Origin of the sequence: Caulobacter flavus, from assembly GCF_003722335.1 — a bacterium.
In the GTDB taxonomy this organism is placed as follows: Bacteria; Pseudomonadota; Alphaproteobacteria; order Caulobacterales; family Caulobacteraceae; genus Caulobacter; species Caulobacter flavus.
The window spans coordinates 4,369,446-4,381,794 of the sequence record NZ_CP026100.1 but is presented as its reverse complement, the minus strand read 5'-3'; the positions used below and the strand labels follow the sequence as shown (position 1 = coordinate 4,381,794).

Genomic DNA, 12,349 nt, shown 5'->3' with positions numbered 1-12,349 from the left:
AACAACGTTTTGCCCGCGCTCCCTGGACTAGGCTTTGGCCAAGGGAGACAGCGAATCCATGCGGATCGACGACGAAGATCGGGCTGTCCTGGGGAGTTTGGCCGCCGACGGGCCCCGGATGATCGACCGGGCCGTCGCATGGTGCGCCATCAACTCAGGCAGCCGCCACCTCGCGGGCCTGGAACGGCAAAGGCAGATTCTGGTCGAGGCCTTCTCGACCCTGCCGGCCGCGCCGGTCGAGGCGCCGCTGACCGCCTCGCCCGAGATCGCCGCCGACGGCCGTCAGGTCGAGCAGCTCCATCCGCCGGCCATAGCCGTCGTGGTTCGCCCAGAAGCGCCCGTTCAGGTCGTGCTGACCGGCCACTACGACACCGTCTATCCCGAAACATCCGGCTTCCAGACCGTCAGCACCCGCCCAGACGGCGCGCTGCATGGTCCAGGCATCGCCGACATGAAGGGCGGCCTGTCGGTGATGCTGGGCGCGCTGGAGGCGTTCGAGCGCCATCCCAAGGCCGGCAATCTGGGCTACCGCGTGCTGATTTCGCCCGACGAGGAGATCGGCTCCATCGCCTCGGCTCCGGTCCTGGCCGACTTCGCGCGTCTGGGCCACGTGGGCCTGACCTACGAGCCGGCCCTGGCCGACGGCGCGCTGGCCAGCGTGCGCAAGGGATCGGGCAATTTCCACGTCGTGGTCCACGGCCGGGCCGCGCACGCTGGTCGTGACTTCGCCGCCGGTCGCAACGCCGTGATGGAGGCCGCGCGGCTGGCCCAGGCCCTGCACGCTCTCAACGGTCTTCGCGACGGCGTCACGCTGAACGTGGCCAAGATCGACGGCGGCGCGCCGCTGAACATGGTGCCCGACATCGCCGTGCTTCGGTTCAATGTCCGCTTCCCTTCGGCCGCCGACGCCGCCTGGCTGGAAGGCGAGATCGCGGGCATCGTCGCCTCGACCTCCGCTGACGGCCTGCACGCCCACCTGCACGGCCGCATCACGCGCGGCGCCAAACCGTTCAACGCCGCCCAGCAGCGGCTGTTCGGAGCGGTGAAGGAGGTCGGCGCCCTGCTGGGCCAGGACATCGCCTGGAAGCCTTCGGGCGGGGTCTGCGAAGGCAACAACCTCTTCGCCTCGGGACTGCCCAACATCGACAGCCTGGGCGTGCGCGGCGGCGACATCCACAGCGAGGCCGAACACGCCTGGCCCGCCAGCTTCGTCGAGCGCGCGCAGCTGTCGGCCCTGACCCTGATGAAACTGGCGAACGGCGACATCGACGCCCACGCGATCCGCGCGGCCATGGCCGCCATGCCGGAGACCCTCTGAATGCTCGTCGTGCGTCCCGCCGGATCGGCGGATTTCGAGTCCCTGATGGAGCTGGCCGTGCTGTCGGGGCGAGGCTTCACCAGCCTGCCCGAGGACGAGCCGACGCTGCGCGAGCGCCTGGCCCTGTCGGAGGCCAGCTTCCAGGCCGGCGTCGCGCCGCTGGAGGCCTGGTACACCCTGATGCTGGAGGACCTGGAGACCGGCGTCGTCGACGGCGTCGCCGGCGTCAAGGCCGCGGTCGGCATCAAGCGGCCGTTCTTCTCGTTCCGGGTCGTCACCCTGGCCCAATCCTCGCCCGTGCTGGAGATGCGCTTTGACCACAAGGCGCTGGTGCTGGTGAACGAGTGCGCGGGGTGGTCCGAGGTCGGCTCGCTGTTCCTGCGGCCGGAGAAGCGCAAGGGCGGGGCCGGCCGGCTGCTGGCCCAGTCGCGCTACATGCTGATCGGCATCGAGCCGCAGCGCTTTTCCGAGATGGTGCTGGCCGAGCTGCGCGGCTGGTTCGACGACGAAGGCTCCTGTCCGTTCTGGGAGCACCTGGCCAGCAAGTTCTTCCGGCTCGACTTCGACCAGGCCGACCTGATGAGCGCTTCGACCAACGGCCAGTTCATACTCGACCTGGCGCCGCGCCACCCGATCTATACCGAGCTGCTGGCTCCGGCCGCCCGCGACGTCATCGGCAAGGTGCACCGCGACGGCGAGGCCGCGCGAGCCATGCTCGAGCGCGAGGGCTTCCGCTACCAGGGCCTCGTCGACCTGTTCGACGCCGGTCCGACCGTGGCCGCGCCGCGCGACGACATCCGCACGGTGCGCGACGCCCGACGCCTGCGGGTAAAGATCGGCGAGGACGCCTTCGGCGAGGAGGCGCTGATCTCAAGCACCGAGGTTTCGCGCTTCCGGGCAGTGCGGGCGGCCGTCCTGATCGACGGCGAAGCGGCGATCCTCGATCGCGCGGCGGCCGACGCCCTGGGCGTCGGCGAAGGCGACCATGTGCGGGTGAAGGCATGAGCGGCGTGTTCATCGACGGGGGCTGGAAGAGCGGGCAGGGGCCCGAAGCGGTCTCCACCGATCCGGCGACCGGGGAAGTCGTCTGGCGCGAGGCGACGGCGTCGTCCGCCGACGTCGAGGCCGCCGTTGCCGCGGCTCGCAAGGCTTTTCACCCGTGGGCCGACCTGCCGCGCGAGGCGCGCATCGCCATCCTGCGCCGCTACAAGGAAGTTCTGCTCGAGCGCGCCGGACCCTACGCCGAGGCCCTGAGCCGCGAGACCGGCAAGGCGCTGTGGGAGACCAAGGCCGAGATCGCTTCGATGGCGGGCAAGGTCGACGCCTCGATCAAGGCCTACGACGAACGCACGGGCGTGGCCGAGAACGCCATGCCGTTCGGTCGCGCGGTGCTGCGTCACCGGCCGCACGGCGTCATGGCGGTGCTGGGGCCGTTCAACTTTCCAGGCCATTTGCCCAACGGCCACATCGTGCCGGCCCTGCTGGCGGGCGACACCGTGGTCTTCAAGCCGTCGGAAGAGACGCCCCTGGCAGGCCAGATGCTGGTCGAGGCGCTGGAGGCGGCAGGCGCGCCCGCCGGCGTCGTCAATCTGGTGCAGGGCGGGCGCGAGGTCGGCCAAGCGCTGATCGACCAGGAGATCGACGGCCTGCTGTTCACCGGTTCGGCCCAGGCCGGGACCTTCTTCCGTCGTCATTTCGCCGACCGGCCGGACGTGATCCTGGCCCTGGAACTGGGCGGCAACAATCCGCTGGTGGCCTGGCAGGCCGGCGATCCGGCTGCCGTGGCGGCGCTGGTGGCGCAGTCGGCCTTCATCACCACCGGCCAGCGCTGTTCGTGCGCGCGCCGGCTGATCGTGCCTGAAGGATCCGAGGGGCAGGCGATCATGGACGCGGTGCTGGCGCTGGCGCCGCGCCTGTCGATCGGTCCATGGAACGGCGAGGAGCCCTTCATGGGGCCGCTGATCTCCGAGCGGGCGGCCGGCCACGCCTTGGCGGCCGCCGGGCGGATCGAGGGTGTCCGCCTGCTCGAACCCGGCCGTGTAGAAGGCCTCTCGGGCGCCTTCGTCTCGCCGGGCCTGATCGACGTCACGGGCGTCGACGTCCCCGACGAGGAGATCTTCGCCCCGATCCTGCAGGTGCGCCGCGTCGCGTCATTCGACGAAGCCCTGGCCGCCGCCAACGCTACTCGCTATGGCCTGTCGGCGGGGCTGGTCAGCGAGAACCCGGCGCTGTGGGACCGGTTTGCCGCCCGGATCCGGGCCGGCGTCGTCAACCTCAACCGTCCAACCACCGGCGCGGCCGGGACCATGCCATTCGGCGGCCTGGGAGCCTCGGGCAACCACCGTCCCAGCGCCTACTACGCCGCCGACTATTGCGCCTATCCAGTCGCCAGCTTCGAGGCCGGGGCGGTGCTCGACACCACCGGCGACATCAAGGGTCTGCGTCCATGAGCGGCGCGGTCGAGGCCAATTGCGACGGCCTCGTGGGGCCGACCCACTCCTATGTCGGGCTGTCGCCGGGCAACATCGCCAGCCAGGTCAACGCCGGCCAGGTCTCCGACCCGCGCGCGGCGGTGCTGGAGGGGCTGTCGAAGATGCGGCGGCTGGCCGACTGGGGCGTGCCGCAGTTCGTGCTGCCGCCGCACGAACGACCGGCGGCGGGCTTCCTGAAGTCGATCGGCTTCGCCGGCTCCGACGCCGCCGTCATCGAGGCGGCGTGGAAGACCGCGCCGGCCCTGGCCGCTGCGGCCTGCTCGGCCTCGCCGATGTGGGCCGCCAACGCCGCCACCGTCACGCCCAGCGCCGATACGGCCGACGGCCGTGTGCACTTCACGCCGGCCAATCTGCTGACCAACCTGCATCGCAGCCTGGAAGGCCCGCAGACCGCCCGGGCCCTGCGCCGCCTGTTCCCGGACGAAGCCCGCTTCGCCGTCCACGATCCGCTGCCGGCCCAGCCGCACTTCGCCGACGAGGGCGCGGCCAACCACGTGCGGCTGTGCGCCGAGCACGGCGCGCCGGGGGTGAACCTGTTCGTCTGGGGGCGCGAGGCCTGGGAGCACTGGAGCGGCGCCTATCCGGCCCGTCAGACCCGCGAGGCGTTCGAGGCGATCCAGCGCCGCCACGCCGCCGCCCGCGCCGTCTTACCCCGCCAGGGCCGCCGCGCCATCGCCGGCGGGGCCTTCCACAACGACGTCGTCTGCGTCGGCACGCGCGAGACCCTGTTCTTCCACGAGGCCGCGTTCGAGGATCGTGCGGCCATGGAAGCCGAAGTCCGCCGCGCCGCCGAGGGACTGTTCGAGCCGGTGTTCGTCGAGGTGTCCGAGGCCGACCTGCCGATCGAGGATCTGGTGAGGAGCTACCTCTTCAATTCCCAGCTTCTCGTCCTGCCCGGCGAGGACCGGCTGGTGCTGCTGGCTCCGGGCGAAACCCGCGACAACCCGCGCGCCCGCGCCGTGGCCGAGGGACTGGTCGCCTCCAACGGCCCGATCGGCCGGGTGGAATACGCCGACGTGCGCCAGAGCATGCGCAACGGCGGCGGGCCGGCCTGCCTGCGGCTGCGGGTGGTGCTGACCGACGACGAACTGGCCGCGGCCAACGGCGCCCAGCGTTTCGACGCGGCCCTGCACGAGCGCCTCGCCGACTGGGGGACGCGCCGCTATCGGGACCGCCTGGCCCCGGCCGACCTCGCCGATCCGTCGCTGCTGGTCGAGAGCCGCGAGGCGCTCGACGAACTGACCACGATCCTCGACCTCGGCGGCGGCTTCTATCCGTTCCAGAGGCCTTTCTAGGGGGTCGCATGAGCTTCTCGATCCGGCCGACCCGGTCCTATGACGCGATCCCGATCGCGGCCGTCCATCGCGCCACCGCCGCCATGCCCGGCGGCATCGCGCGGCGCCCCGAAGAGATCACCGACGCCTATATCGACCGCATACTGCACGAGGCCCTGGCGGACGGCGTTGGGCTGGTTGCGGTCGATGCGGCGGGGACGGTCGTGGGCGAGATCCACGCGGTCCGCATTCCGGTGAAGCTGTTCTCGCATGTGCTGTCGGACCTGACCGTGGCGGTGCATCCGGACTGGCGGGGCAGGGGCGTCGGCTCGGCCCTGTTCCAGGCGCTGTTCGCGGCCGCACGGGCGATGGATCCGCCGATCGTGCGCGTGGAGCTGAACGCCGGAGCGGGAAACGCGGGAGCGCTGCGGCTCTATGAGCGGCTGGGGTTCAGGATCGAGGGCCGACTGGAGAAGCGCGGGCGCTTTCCGGACGGGACATTCGAGGACGACATCGCGATGGGGTTGATCCTCGACTGACCGAGGACCCCTCCGGCCCTCTGGGCCACCTGACCCAGAGGGGGAGGATCTCGAGGTGCCAAGATGCTCCCCCTCTGGGGGAGCTTTCGCGGAGCGACTGAGGGGGCGGAGGCGGTTACGCCAACTCGCTCGCCGTCGCCGACCACACTCCCATCGCCCCCAGCCCCGCCAGCAATCGCCGCAGGGCCGAGACCCGGAACGGCTGGCCCGTCACATAGGGGGTCAAGGTAAAGCCCAGCACCCGGCCGCCGAACCGCCCGGCGCCGCCGGCGAGATAGTCGGCCGCCTCCAGCACCTGGCTGGCCCATTCGTCCTCGGTCTGGCGGCGGTCGATCGTCAGGGCGCGGTCGTCGAGTTCGTTGGAAAGCGGCAGGCCGATGATCTCGCCGGCTTCCGTGTCCATCGCTGCGGGAACCTCGTCCTGCTCCCAGTCGAGGCAGATCTCGAAGCCGGCCGCGCGGATCAGGTCCAGCGTCGCGAACGACTGCTGTCGCGCCGGGCTGAGCCACGCGCGCGGCTGCAGACCCGCCGCGTCGAACCGCGCGCGCGCTTCCGCCACCCAGGCGGCCTCGGTCTCGCGGTCGAGCCCGCCCCAGTGGATGTGGGTGGTCGACAGGCCGTAGGCCGCGATCTCGTGGCCATCGGCGAGGATGGCCTCGACCAGGGGCTTCAGCCGCTCCAACTGGTCGGCGTTGATCGGGAAGGTCGCCTTCATCCCGGCCGCCTTCAAGGCGTCGAGGATGCGGTAGACGCCCACGCGGTTGCCGTAGTCGCGGGTCGTGTAGTGGCGCAGGTCCGGATAGGGCGTGACCATGGCGCCGGGGTGCTTGAACGGCTTGCCCGGCGGGTTCAGCGGATGGTGCTCGATCGGCACGACGATCATCGTCGCCAGCGCCGCGCCGTTCGGCCAGGCGATAGGCGCGCGCTCGGTCGCGGGCCGCCAGGCGTAGCGGTCCTGGTCCATGCCGTAGGACCTGTGCGGGTAGGTCAGGTGCTCGTCAGGCAGCGGCATGGTCAAACCCCGTTCCCGGCGTCGCCAGGCCGCGCGCGGCGATGTCGGCCACGGTCTGGTCGAAGTAGTTGTCGCGATAGTGCTGAGCGATCTCGCGGGCCGTCGTGATCCACACCTCGTCGTGGCCGGCGATGTGGCGCAGGGCGTCTTCGAAGGGCCGGATGCGGTGCGGCTGGCTGACCAGATAGGCGTGCAGCGGGATGCACATCACCGTGCCCGACTTGTCGCCTTCTTCCAGCAACTGGTCGAAGTGACGCTTGAGCACGTCGGCGTAGCGCCAGGGGCTCATCGACAGCGCGCCGTAGGTGATGACGTCGTTGACCTCCAGCGAATAGGGCATCGAGATCAGCTTGCCGGTTTTGGTCTTCACCGGCTGGGGCTGGTCGTCCTGGAAGAGGTCGCAGGTGTACCAGAAGTCGTTTTCGGCCAGCAGGTCGAAGGTCTTCTCGGTGTGGGTCAGGGCCGGCGCCAGATAGCCGCGGATGCGCTGGCCGGTGGCGGCCTCGACCGAACGGATGGAGTCCTCGATCACGGCCCGCTCCTGGGCCTCGTCCATGCCGTAGGAGAAGCGGGTGTTGTAGATGCCGTGGCTGAAGAACTCCCAGTCCCGCGCCACGCAGGCCTCGATGATCTCCGGATGGTGGTCGAGCAGGCCGACGGACAGCGAGATCGAGCCGCGCATGCCGTACTTGTCGAGCAGCTCCATCAGCCGCCAGTGTCCGACCCGGTTGCCCCAGTCGCGCTGAGAATAGCCCACCACGTCCGGCGAAGGCTTGGGCCAGCCGGGACGTTGCGGGTTCTTGGGCGGATCGAACTCGTAATATTCGATGTTGGGCGCGATCCAGAAGGCCAGCTTCTTGCCGCCTGGCCAGACGATCTTGGGCCGGTCGCGATAGGGCCAGTGGTCGTAGAGGTTGGGATCGGCCTGCATCGGTTACGCCTCCAGACTCAGCCGGCGGCGTAGGCCGCGCCGGTCCTGGCCATATCAGCAAGGCCGATGCGGTCGTTCACGCCGCCCATGTCGATCATCCGCTCTGCGAACGGACGGGTCGCGCCGTTGGCCTTCAGGCTGGCGAGGAAGGCCTCGGCCGCCGGCACCAGGGCCCGCACCAGGGCGCCGGGCGAGATCACCAGCTTGAAGCCGATGCGGCCCAGTTCATTGACGTCCAGCAGAGGGGTCTTGCCGCCCTCTACCATGTTGGCCAGCAGCGGCGCGCGGCCGGCGAAAGCGTGGGCGATGGCGCTCATCTCGCCGATGGAGCGCGGGGCCTCGACGAACAGCACGTCGGCCCCGGCCTCGACATAGGCGTGCGCGCGGTCGAGCGCGGCCTCGAAGCCTTCGACGCCGATGGCGTCCGTTCGGGCGATGATCAGGGTCTCTTCGCTGGCCCGGGCGTCCAGGGCCGCGCGGATCTTGCCGGCCATCTCGGCGGTCGGGACCAGGCTCTTGTCGGCCAGGTGGCCGCACTTCTTGGGGAAGGTCTGGTCCTCTAGCTGGATCGCCGAGGCGCCCATGCGCTCGAAGATCCGCACCGTGCGCTGGACGTTGACGGCGTTGCCGAAGCCCGTGTCGCCATCGACGATGAGCGGCAGGCGAACACGCTCGGACACGCGGCCCACGACGTCGGCGACCTGATCGAACGAGACGAGGCCGATGTCGGGCCGGCCCAGCTGGGTGTAGGCGATCGAGGCGCCCGAAAGGTAGATCGCCTCGAAGCCGGCCTGCTCGACCAGTAGGGCCGAAAGGGCGTCGTAGGCCCCGGGGGCCAGCAGGGGCGTGTCTTGGGCGAGGCGGGCGCGCAGGCTCATGCGGCGGCTCCCTTCAGTCGGCGTTTCAGGTGCGGGATCAGGCCGCCGTCCTCGATCATCGCCATCAGGTGCGGCGGGATCGGCGTCAGGGCGTAGACCTTGCCCGTGGTGATGTTTTCGAGACGTCCGGCGACCGGATCCAAAGAGATCCGATCGCCGTCGCTCACCTCGCCGACCTGGGGAAACACGAAGGCCGGCAAGCCGAGGTTGATGGCGTTTCGGTAGAAGATGCGGGCGAACGAAGTCGCCAGCACCGCCGAGACGCCCAAAAGGCGTAGGGAGACGGCCGCCTGCTCGCGCGACGAGCCGAGGCCGAAATTGGCGCCGGCGAACACAACGTCGCCGGGCTGAACGGTAGATGCGAAGTCCGGCGCGATGGCCCGCAGGCAGTGCTGCGCCAGCTCCGCTGGCGGCAGCTTCATCAGGTTGCCTGGGGCCAGCAGGTCGGTGTCGACAGCGTCGCCGAAGACGAAGGCGCGGGGCATCAGGCGGCTCCCGTCAGATAGGGGCGGGGATCGACGATGCGGCCGGCCGTCGCGGCGGCGGCCACAGCGTAGGGCGAGCCGAGATAAACGTTGGCCCCCGCGTGGCCCATGCGACCCTGGAAGTTGCGGTTGGTCGACGAGATGCAGGTCTCGCCCTCGGCCAGGATCCCAGCGCCCATGCCAGCGCAGGCGCCGCAGCCCGACGGCATCAGCACAGCCCCGGCGGCCAGCAGGGTCTCCATGACGCCTTCGCGAGCGGCCAGTTCCGCCGTGCGGGCCGAGCCAGGGGCCACCAGCAGCCGCACGCCGGGCGCCACGCGACGGCCTTTCAGCACGTCGGCGGCCATCCGCAGATCCTCGATCTTGGCCCCGACGCAGGCGCCGATATAGGCCTGGTCGATGCGGACCTCGCCGAACTCGGCGGCGTCGCGGGTGTTGGCCGGTGAATGCGGGGAGGCGATCTGCGGGGCCAGGACCGAGGCGTCGAAGCGGTGAACGGCGGCATAGGACGCGTCGCCGTCGGAATGCAGGGCCAGCGCTCCGGCCTCGTCGGTCACGGGCGCGCCGCGTGCGGCCAGATAGGCGAAGGTCACGGCGTCGGGGGCCACGACCCCGGTCTCGGCGCCCAGTTCGGCGGCCATGTTGGCCAGCACCATGCGCTCGGCCATCGGCATGGCCTCCACGAGCGGGCCGGCGAATTCCACGGCCTTGAAGGCGTTGTCCATGCCCAGTTCCCTGCACAGGAACAGCATGACGTCCTTGGCCGTGACGCCGGGCGCGAAGCTTCCGGTCCACTCGACGCGGATAGTTTCGGGCACGGCGAGCCAAGTTTCGCCGGTGGCGGCGATGGCGGCCATGTCTGTGGCGCCGTAGCCGGCCGCATAGGCCCCGAAGGCGCCGGCCGTCGGCGTATGGCTGTCGCCGCCCGCGATGAAGGCGCCCGGACGGATCAGGCCGTGCTCGGGCAGCACGAGGTGGCAGATGCCGACCATGTCGAAGAAGGCGCCGACGCCATAGTCGCGGGCGAAGTCGCGGGTGGACTTCAGGATCGCCGCCGATTCCGCGTCGACGGCCGGCACGTAGTGGTCCGAGACGATGGCCACCTTGGACGGATCCCACAGGCCCACGCCCAGCTCTTCCAGCAGCGGACGCCAGCGGCGCGGGCCGCTGCTGTCGTGCGCGAAGGCCAGATCCACCTTGGCCGTGACTAGGTCGCCGGCGCGCACGCTCGGCAGGCCCGCGGCCTTGGCGATCACCTTCTCGACGAGAGTCCTTCCGCCTGATTGGCCAACCAACCTAATCGCCTCCCGGTCAAATCCAGCGCTGATCGGGGTAGGCGCGAGGCCCCCGGCTAGAAAGGCGGAAGTTCAGATCAATTGCTGTGCGGTCATTTCCGGCCGCCGGAGGACTTCTCGGCCATGCCCCTCGACGCCGCCCGCACCATCCCCGCCTTCGACTGGCGCGACCCGCTCGCCCTCGACGCCCGCCTGACCGAGGACGAGCGCCTGATCCGCGACGCCGCCCGCGCCTACGCCCAGGAGCAACTGCTGCCCCGGGTGGTGGCGGCCTATGCCGACGGCCGCTTCGACCGCGAGATCATGAAGGAGATGGGCGAGCTTGGCCTGCTGGGCGCGACCCTGCCGGAGGAATACGGCGGCGCGGCCGTCAGCCACGTGGCCTACGGCCTGATCGCCGCCGAGATCGAGGCTGTCGACAGCGGTTATCGCTCGGCCATGAGCGTGCAGTCCTCGCTGGTCATGTACCCGATCTACGCCTTCGGCTCGGAAGAGCAGAAGCGCAAGTGGCTGCCGGGCATGGCTCGCGGCGAGCTGATCGGCTGCTTCGGCCTCACCGAGGCCGACGGCGGCTCGGATCCAGGCTCGATGCGCACCGTGGCCCGCAAGGTCGACGGCGGCTACGTGCTCAACGGCGCCAAGATGTGGATCACCAACAGCCCGATCGCCGACGTGGCGGTGGTCTGGGCCAAGCTCGACGGCGAGATCCGGGGCTTCCTGGTGGAGCGCGGGGCCGAAGGCTTCTCGACCCCCAAGATCGACGACAAGCTCAGCCTGCGCGCTTCGATCACCGGCGAGATCGTGCTGCAGGACGTGCTGGTTGCCGACGACGCCATCCTGCCGGGCGTGAAGGGCCTGCGCGGGCCGTTCTCGTGCCTCAACAAGGCCCGTTACGGCATCGCCTGGGGCGCGATGGGCGCGGCGCGCTTCTGCCTGGAGACCAGCGCGGCCTATGTCGCCGACCGCGTGGTGTTCGGCCGTCCTCTGGCCGCGCGTCAGCTGATCCAGAAGAAGCTGGCAGACATGCAGACCGAGATCGCCCTAGGCTTCGAGGGGGCGCTGGCCCTGGGCCGCCGCCTCGACGCCGGCGACTGGGTCCCGGAAGCCATCAGCCTGATGAAGCGCAACAACTGCGGCAAGGCCCTGATCATCGCCCGCGAGGCCCGCGACATCCACGGCGGGGCCGGCATCTCCGGCGCGAGCCACGTGATGCGCCACGCCGCCAACCTCGAGACGGTCAACACCTACGAGGGCGCGGCGGACGTGCACGCCCTGATCCTGGGCCGGGCGATCACTGGCCTGGCGGCGTTCTAGGGAAGGGCGGGCGATGCAGCACCAGACCATCCGCGGCAAGATCCTCTACACCTCGCGCAAGCCTGGCCGGGAAGGCCAGGAGCGGGGCCGCGAGCATTTCGCCATGACCCGCCACACCGACGGCAAGGTCACGATCCGCGCCCAGTGCGAGATCGACGAGCCCGATCCTGCCGTCCTGCGCGACGCCATCTATTCGCTGGACGAGAACGGCCGGCCGATGGACCTGCACCTGCGCCTGACGGTGGGCGACCGCTTCATGGGCTCGGGCTGGTTCCGGTTCGCGGAAGACTTCATCGAGTGCGAGAGCTACGGCCCGTCGATCGGCCGCCTGTCGCAGAAGATGCCGACCGGCGGCTTCTTCGATGGCTTCGGCACCCATCCGATCATCGGCGACGCCTATATCTGCAGGGTGATGGACGTTGCCAGGGGGCCGCACAAGCGCAAGCTCCGCATCTTCCTGCCGTCGGTCGACCATCGGGGCGCGACGCCGCCGCAGATCATCGAGAGCAGCATCACGCTGGAATATGTCGGCGAGGAGGAGACCACGACCCCGGCCGGGACCTTCGCCTGCCGCAGGTTCCGCTTCCTCGGCGAGGATGGCGGCATGGTCAGCAAGGACGGCGAGCACCCGACCTACGACATGTGGGTCACGGCCGACGAGCACTCCCTGTTCGTGAAGGGCGGCGTCGGCGGGTACATGCAGACCTGGTACGAACTGGTGGAGCTGGAGCGGTAGGGAGGCTCTGCCTGCTCTCCACAAGGCCATTTGCTTCCCTCGCCTCTGTGGCGAGGGCCTATGCAGGCGACCGCT

General features: G+C 70.1%; 12 protein-coding genes. 7 read left to right on the top strand and 5 right to left on the bottom strand.

Going from position 1 to position 12,349, the window contains the following annotated elements:
* Positions 1-58 precede the first annotated feature (58 nt).
* Genes C1707_RS19905 through C1707_RS19885 form a run of 5 tightly spaced genes read left to right on the top strand, consistent with a single transcriptional unit; the run spans position 59 to position 5,623 of the window.
* Positions 59-1,318: a hydrolase gene (locus C1707_RS19905; RefSeq protein ID WP_101715677.1), complete on the top strand. Its 1,260-nt coding sequence runs from the start codon at positions 59-61 to the stop codon at positions 1,316-1,318.
* On the top strand, positions 1,319-2,323 hold the full coding sequence (locus C1707_RS19900) for an arginine N-succinyltransferase (RefSeq protein ID WP_101715676.1): 1,005 nt from the start codon (positions 1,319-1,321) through the stop codon (positions 2,321-2,323).
* Complete coding sequence (gene astD / locus C1707_RS19895) at positions 2,320-3,768, top strand: succinylglutamate-semialdehyde dehydrogenase (RefSeq protein ID WP_101715675.1); 1,449 nt, start codon at positions 2,320-2,322, stop codon at positions 3,766-3,768. Before C1707_RS19900 ends, astD begins: the two co-directional genes overlap by 4 nt.
* Complete coding sequence (locus C1707_RS19890) at positions 3,765-5,105, top strand: N-succinylarginine dihydrolase (RefSeq protein ID WP_101715674.1); 1,341 nt, start codon at positions 3,765-3,767, stop codon at positions 5,103-5,105. Before astD ends, C1707_RS19890 begins: the two co-directional genes overlap by 4 nt.
* Before the next feature lie 8 nt (positions 5,106-5,113).
* On the top strand, positions 5,114-5,623 hold the full coding sequence (locus tag C1707_RS19885) for a GNAT family N-acetyltransferase (RefSeq protein WP_101715673.1): 510 nt from the start codon (positions 5,114-5,116) through the stop codon (positions 5,621-5,623).
* Between the two features lie 115 nt (positions 5,624-5,738).
* On the opposite strand, the gene C1707_RS19880 is transcribed toward C1707_RS19885, so the two are convergent.
* Genes C1707_RS19880 through C1707_RS19860 form a run of 5 tightly spaced genes read right to left on the bottom strand, consistent with a single transcriptional unit; the run spans position 5,739 to position 10,224 of the window.
* Positions 5,739-6,635 (bottom strand): polysaccharide deacetylase family protein, encoded by an 897-nt coding sequence (locus tag C1707_RS19880; protein ID WP_101715672.1) that lies wholly within the window; start codon positions 6,633-6,635, stop codon positions 5,739-5,741.
* Positions 6,622-7,566, bottom strand: coding sequence for a polysaccharide deacetylase family protein (locus C1707_RS19875; protein WP_101715671.1), 945 nt, complete (start codon positions 7,564-7,566; stop codon positions 6,622-6,624). The genes C1707_RS19880 and C1707_RS19875 overlap by 14 nt, the downstream gene beginning before the upstream one ends.
* A 17-nt stretch (positions 7,567-7,583) precedes the next feature.
* Entirely contained in the window at positions 7,584-8,444 is an 861-nt protein-coding gene (locus tag C1707_RS19870) for an isocitrate lyase/PEP mutase family protein (RefSeq protein ID WP_101715670.1), read from the bottom strand.
* Positions 8,441-8,929 (bottom strand): LeuD/DmdB family oxidoreductase small subunit, encoded by a 489-nt coding sequence (locus tag C1707_RS19865; RefSeq protein WP_240633755.1) that lies wholly within the window; start codon positions 8,927-8,929, stop codon positions 8,441-8,443. Before C1707_RS19865 ends, C1707_RS19870 begins: the two co-directional genes overlap by 4 nt.
* The gene (locus C1707_RS19860) at positions 8,929-10,224 is read right to left on the bottom strand and encodes an aconitase/3-isopropylmalate dehydratase large subunit family protein (RefSeq protein WP_101715669.1); all 1,296 of its coding nucleotides are present in this window, start codon (positions 10,222-10,224) and stop codon (positions 8,929-8,931) included. The genes C1707_RS19865 and C1707_RS19860 overlap by 1 nt, the downstream gene beginning before the upstream one ends.
* A gap of 123 nt (positions 10,225-10,347) precedes the next feature.
* On the opposite strand from C1707_RS19860, the gene C1707_RS19855 reads away from it, so the two are divergent.
* Positions 10,348-11,538 (top strand): acyl-CoA dehydrogenase, encoded by a 1,191-nt coding sequence (locus tag C1707_RS19855; protein WP_101715759.1) that lies wholly within the window; start codon positions 10,348-10,350, stop codon positions 11,536-11,538.
* A 13-nt stretch (positions 11,539-11,551) separates the two neighbouring features.
* Entirely contained in the window at positions 11,552-12,274 is a 723-nt protein-coding gene (locus tag C1707_RS19850) for a DUF3108 domain-containing protein (RefSeq protein ID WP_101715668.1), read from the top strand.
* Positions 12,275-12,349: the final 75 nt, after the last annotated feature.

What these genes read in the sequence shown, in the direction of transcription:
- C1707_RS19870 (WP_101715670.1), bottom strand. Translation starts at nt 8,444, where the DNA reads ATGAGCCTGCGCGCCCGCCTCGCCCAAGACACGCCCCTGCTGGCCCCC.
- astD (WP_101715675.1), top strand. Translation starts at nt 2,320, where the DNA reads ATGAGCGGCGTGTTCATCGACGGGGGCTGGAAGAGCGGGCAGGGGCCC.
- C1707_RS19875 (WP_101715671.1), bottom strand. Translation starts at nt 7,566, where the DNA reads ATGCAGGCCGATCCCAACCTCTACGACCACTGGCCCTATCGCGACCGG.
- C1707_RS19885 (WP_101715673.1), top strand. Translation starts at nt 5,114, where the DNA reads ATGAGCTTCTCGATCCGGCCGACCCGGTCCTATGACGCGATCCCGATC.
- C1707_RS19850 (WP_101715668.1), top strand. Translation starts at nt 11,552, where the DNA reads ATGCAGCACCAGACCATCCGCGGCAAGATCCTCTACACCTCGCGCAAG.
- C1707_RS19865 (WP_240633755.1), bottom strand. Translation starts at nt 8,929, where the DNA reads ATGCCCCGCGCCTTCGTCTTCGGCGACGCTGTCGACACCGACCTGCTG.
- C1707_RS19890 (WP_101715674.1), top strand. Translation starts at nt 3,765, where the DNA reads ATGAGCGGCGCGGTCGAGGCCAATTGCGACGGCCTCGTGGGGCCGACC.
- C1707_RS19900 (WP_101715676.1), top strand. Translation starts at nt 1,319, where the DNA reads ATGCTCGTCGTGCGTCCCGCCGGATCGGCGGATTTCGAGTCCCTGATG.
- C1707_RS19905 (WP_101715677.1), top strand. Translation starts at nt 59, where the DNA reads ATGCGGATCGACGACGAAGATCGGGCTGTCCTGGGGAGTTTGGCCGCC.
- C1707_RS19855 (WP_101715759.1), top strand. Translation starts at nt 10,348, where the DNA reads ATGCCCCTCGACGCCGCCCGCACCATCCCCGCCTTCGACTGGCGCGAC.
- C1707_RS19880 (WP_101715672.1), bottom strand. Translation starts at nt 6,635, where the DNA reads ATGCCGCTGCCTGACGAGCACCTGACCTACCCGCACAGGTCCTACGGC.